The following is a 5,155-nucleotide window of genomic DNA, read 5'->3' on the forward strand; positions in this document are numbered from 1 at the left end:
CCCCGCCCCGCGGCCAAACTCCCGGTCAGATGTAATAGTCCTTCAACGGAGGGAAACCGTTGAATTCCACAGCGCTGTAGGTCGTTGTGTAGGCACCCGTAGACAACCAGTACATCCGGTCGCCAATCGCCAGATTCAGTGGCAACGGATACTTGTGATGCTCATACATGATATCCGCGCTGTCGCAGGTGGGGCCGGCGATTACGCAGTCTTCGCCTTCGCCCACCTTCTCGGTCCAGATCGGGAACTTGATGGACTCGTCGAGGGTCTCGATCAGTCCCGAAAACTTACCCACATCCGTATAGACCCAGCGGTGCAGGGCGGTACGTGATTTACGGGAAATCAGCACGACTTCACTCACCAGCACTCCGGCGTTGGATATCAACGAACGGCCAGGCTCGATAATAATTTCCGGCAGATTGTCACCAAAGTCTTCATGGAGAAAACGGGCGATTTCTTCCGCGTATACTTTCAGCTCGTTCGTGCGGGTAATGTAGTTGGCCGGGAAACCACCGCCCATGTTGATCATCTTCAGTTCGATGCCGTCTTCTTCCTTCAGGCGCTCGAAAATCACCTTTACCTTACCCAGAGCTGCGTCCCAGGCGCCGATTTCACGCTGTTGGGAACCCACGTGGAATGACACGCCATAGGGCACGAGTCCCAGATCGCGGGCCAGAATCAGCAGATCGATGGCCATGTCGGTCTGGCAGCCAAACTTGCGAGACAACGGCCAATCCGCCGTCAGCGTGCCCTCGGTGAGGATACGCACATATACCTTCGAGCCCGGGGCGGCCTTGGCAATGTTGCGCAGGTCGGCTTCGGAGTCGGTAGCAAACAGCCGCACACCTTTCTCGTAGAAGGTGCGAATGTCCTTCGCCTTCTTGATGGTGTTGCCGTAGCTGATGCGGTCACCGGTCACACCCAGTGCCATCACCTTGTCCAGCTCATACACCGAGGCGATGTCGAAACACGCGCCTTTGTCACGCAGCATGGTCAGAATCTGCGGGGCCGGGTTGGCCTTCACCGCGTAGTAGACCCTGGCGTAAGGGAAACCTTCCACCAGCTCGTCGTATTGACGATCAACAGTGGCGGTGTCGATCACCACAAACGGGGTTTCCCTGGTATCGGCAAAGGCCTTGATACGGGCAAAGGTCTCGGCATCGTAGTAATCGGCAAGATGAGCGTTGGCAGACTCGGTCATGGATGGTGTTTCCCTCCAGTGGGCAAACAGGCATAAAAAAGGGGCGCTACAGCCTGGCTGCAACCCCCCGGAATTGACGCGATCATCGGGCTTTTCTGATGGGCGGGATATGAGCATATCTACCCATAGGGATCAGCCACCCCGCCGACGCAAAAGCCTACCCCCGAAACTACACCGCAATCGGCCAAAGTGGTGCTGGCCCGGTGGGCCCGTCAGGGTCCTCGGGTTCAGCGTGACGTTGCAGGTAGTCCAGAATGGCAGCCTTCAGATCACTCCCCGGACCCAGTCCCTGGTTGCCAAATAACCTGTTGAACTCAAGTACGTAGGGATATCCCTCCACAAGCGCAATATCGAAACCGGCATGGTCCACATCCAGTTCCCTCGCCAGCCGAAGGGCCAGATCAGTCACCACGGACGGGACCGGGCCGTTATCAATACGCCCGCCCCGTGACACATTGTTGTAAAAACCTTGATCCGCCTGGGTCCGCCAGTAGGCGGAAACCACCCTGTCTCCGACAATCACCACCCGTACGTCCCGGTCGATCGGCAGGTATTCCTGGGCATACAACACAGGGGCCTGCTCGCAATAGCGCTGCCAGTCCGCCCGGTTTTCAATCAGCCACACCCCCTCGCCCATACTGGCCTTTGGCAGCTTGGCCACAAACGGCAGCGCCATGGCATCCCACACCGCCTGCTGCTCATGGCAGCCATTGGCTTCAATCAACGTCCATGGCGTGTGCTCCGGAGCTACCGTCTGGAAGGCACGGGTCATTTCGACCTTGTCGTGGCCGATGCGGTAACTGGCAACACTGGGGAATACCCGGCATTTCAAGCCATGAACCAGCGCATTCAACTGCCAGTATTCGGGGAACAGAACCCAGTCTGCGTCTCTGAGCAGTTCCTTATGGGCCAGGAACTGTTCAGGCTTGAGAGTTTTGGTGTCCGGGAAACCCAGGGTGCGGAATATATCGAAGGAAACCAGTTTCATGTGGGTTGGGTGCATGGTTGAGTTGGTCGCATTTTATACAGCGTTTCTTGCCCGGCACCAAGCCAAAACTGACAGAAATCATTGCCAGCAATGGTGAAGCCTATCTGGAAACCAGCCGCACGGTGATTGAGTAACCTCGCGGACAACCGACACTTGCGCTGCCGAAGCCTGTAGCTCCGGAGTCTCTGGTTACGGGCGGAATCAGCGAGCAGGGCGTTTTTTCGTTCCCTGACTCGCCTCAGCAGTGAGCGGGTCTTCCGGCCAGGGGTGTTTGGGGTAGCGTCCGCGCATGTCCTTGCGAACTTCCGGATAGGCGTTTTGCCAGAAGCTGGCCAGATCCGCGGTGACGGCCAGCGGGCGTTGCGCCGGGGAGAGCAGGTGGATAACCACGGGCACCCGGCCACCGGCCACTTTCGGGGTTTCCGTCCAGCCAAACAGGGCCTGGAGCTTGGCCGCCAGCACCGGCCCTCTCTCCGCTGTGTAGTCCAGTGAAACCGATTGGCCGGTGGGGATTGTCAGGCGCGTTGGCGCCAGATCCTCCAACGCCTGTTGTTGCGGATAATCCAGCAGGCTGGCAAGGGCCTGTTTCAGATTGAGCTTTTCCAGATCGCGCCAGCGGTTCATTCCCGCCAGGAACGGACCCAGCCAGGTGTCCAGATTCTCCAGCAGCCAACGTTCGCTGACGTCCGGCCACTCGTCGGGAAAACAACGGGCCAGCAGGGCAACCCGGGCAAGCCACTGTTCCACCGCTGGCGTCCAGGACAGGCTTTTGAGCCCCTTTTTACGGACTGCCGCCAGCAGGCCTTGTTGCACCAGTTCCGGGGACGGGGCCGGCAAGGCCGTCTCTTCCAGTACCAGTTGCCCCAGTTTTCTGACACGGCGGGCCACCACGGTTCCGCGACTGTCGTCCCAGACCGCTTCCTCAAACTCATGGATGTGAGTGGCCAGATCCTGTTCCAGGAGCGCGGGATCAACCGGAGCGGCAAGATAGATCGTGGCTTCCCTGGCTTTGCCGTCCAGCTCGGCCGTGGCCAACCACGGGTAACGGGCCAGCGGGTCGTCGTCCCGGAGGACAGCGCCACGACCGTTGCTGAGCTGGTAACGCGGGGCATCACCACGCCGTTTACGGGCCACCCGGTCCGGGTAGGCCAGCGCCAGAAGGCGACCCACTTCGTCATCGGTGGGCATAACGCCGGGCCGGTCCAGACCACCCGCCAGCCGCGATACTGACTTGCCAATGGCTTTCACCCTGGCCACATCAACACCATGACCACGGCCCCGAAGTATCCGGACCCGCGCCTGCATATCCGCCCCCGCCGACCGACCAGCCAGATCCCGCTCTCCCAGCAAAGCCGCCAGCTCTGCCGCAAGGTAGCCGTGGCCGATATGGCGGCCGCGAAGAATCATGTGAGCCAGCCGGGGATGAACGCCCATGTCCCGGGCGGCCTTGCCATGTTCGGTAATGGCGCTGTCGGCATCCAGCATGTCCAGCCATTGCAGCAGTTCCACCGCCTGCTGCCAGTGTGCTGCCGGCGGCAGATCAATCCACTCCAGCTGGTCCGGGGAGCGTGCGCCCCACTGGGCCAGTTCCAGTACCAGCGGCGCCAGGTCCGCTTCCTGTATTTCCGGCGGCGTGAAATCCGCCAGGCCGAATTGCCCGGATTCACTCCACAGCCGGTAACACACCCCGGGCTCGAGCCGCCCGGCGCGGCCCTTCCGTTGCTCGGCAGAGGCCTTGGAAACCCGACCGGTCACCAGCCGGGTCATACCGCTATTGGGGTCAAACACGGCACGGCGCTGCTGGCCGCTGTCGATCACCACACGAATACCATCAATGGTCAGACTGGTTTCGGCAATGGCCGTGGCCAGCACCACTTTGCGTTGTCCCTCCGCAGCCGGCGCAATGGCCCGATCCTGCTCGTCGGACTTGAGATTGCCGTACAGCGGTGCAATTACTACGTGCTCCGGCACCTGTCCCCGCAGTTGCTGCTCCACGCGCCGGATCTCACCCGCACCGGGCAGAAACACCAGTAACGAACCGCCCTGATCCCGCAAGGCTTCATGGATCACCGCGGTGACCTGATCCGCAATCCAGGCGTTCCGTGGCAATGGCCGATACAGCACATCAACGTCAAACGCCCGCCCCTCGCTGGTGATCACAGGCACCTCCCCCAGTACCCGGGCAAGGGGCGCGGTATCCAGCGTCGCCGACATCACCAGCACCCGCAGGTCCTCCCGCAACGCCTGCTGGGATTCCCGCACCAGCGCCAGCCCCAGATCTGCCTGCAAGGAGCGTTCATGAAATTCATCGAACAGGACAGCGGCATAGTCCTCCAGCATCGGGTCGTTCTGGATCAGCCGGGTCAGGATGCCTTCGGTGACCACTTCAATGCGGGTTTGCGCCGACACCCGGGTATCCAGCCGCGTGCGATACCCTACCGTCTGCCCCGGTTTCTCCCCGAGCTGTCCGGCCATGAACCGTGCCGCTGACCGTGCCGCCAGCCGTCTGGGTTCCAGCATCAGGATCCTGCGGTCCTCGCGCCAGGGTGCTTCCAGCAAGGCCAGGGGCACACGGGTGGTTTTACCGGCACCGGGTGGAGCCTGTAGCAGAGCGGTGGTGGAGTTCGCCAGGGTTTCGGTTAGCTTTGGGAGGATTTGGTCTATGGGGAGCATGCTTTCTGCTTTGTACAGGACTTTGATGTTTGGGGGAGGGCACGGGGGTGGTATCTATTTTTTGGCGGAAAAGAACTNACTCGCTTCGCTCAGACACCTTTGTCCGCCAAAAAATAGATACCACCCCCATACCCAACCGTTATTCCAGTTGTCGTTTTCAACATACCATGGTTAGGCTTGGGTTTGGTCGCAAGAGGCTTTTAGAGCCTGGTCTGCAGCCGCTCCGAACGATCTTTTCGTTTTGTCTTTAACCAGCGATATCGTTGTAGTCAGCTAGAGCGGGGTGGCGGGGG

At 60.4% G+C, this 5,155-nt stretch carries 3 protein-coding genes; all 3 read right to left on the reverse strand.

Annotated elements, in window-relative coordinates:
- Positions 1 to 25: 25 nt before the first annotated feature.
- The 3 genes from ACJO5Y_RS20550 to hrpB all read right to left on the reverse strand — a co-directional run bounded on the left by ACJO5Y_RS20550 (position 26) and on the right by hrpB (position 4,862).
- Positions 26 to 1,201: a type III PLP-dependent enzyme gene (locus ACJO5Y_RS20550; RefSeq protein WP_406989787.1), complete on the reverse strand. Its 1,176-nt coding sequence runs from the start codon at positions 1,199 to 1,201 to the stop codon at positions 26 to 28.
- Positions 1,202 to 1,370: 169 nt separating this feature from the next.
- On the reverse strand, positions 1,371 to 2,189 hold the full coding sequence (locus tag ACJO5Y_RS20555; RefSeq protein WP_406989789.1) for an ATP-grasp domain-containing protein: 819 nt from the start codon (positions 2,187 to 2,189) through the stop codon (positions 1,371 to 1,373).
- 201 nt (positions 2,190 to 2,390) lie between these two features.
- Positions 2,391 to 4,862 (reverse strand): ATP-dependent helicase HrpB, encoded by a 2,472-nt coding sequence (gene hrpB, locus ACJO5Y_RS20560; RefSeq protein WP_406989791.1) that lies wholly within the window; start codon positions 4,860 to 4,862, stop codon positions 2,391 to 2,393.
- Positions 4,863 to 5,155 lie beyond the last annotated feature (293 nt).

This window comes from Marinobacter alkalisoli (assembly GCF_045449855.1).
In the GTDB taxonomy this organism is placed as follows: domain Bacteria; phylum Pseudomonadota; class Gammaproteobacteria; order Pseudomonadales; family Oleiphilaceae; genus Marinobacter.

Coding starts and splice junctions, on each gene's coding strand:
- ACJO5Y_RS20550 (WP_406989787.1), bottom strand. CDS start 1,201: ATGACCGAGTCTGCCAACGCTCATCTTGCCGATTACTACGATGCCGAG.
- ACJO5Y_RS20555 (WP_406989789.1), bottom strand. CDS start 2,189: ATGAAACTGGTTTCCTTCGATATATTCCGCACCCTGGGTTTCCCGGAC.
- hrpB (WP_406989791.1), bottom strand. CDS start 4,862: ATGCTCCCCATAGACCAAATCCTCCCAAAGCTAACCGAAACCCTGGCG.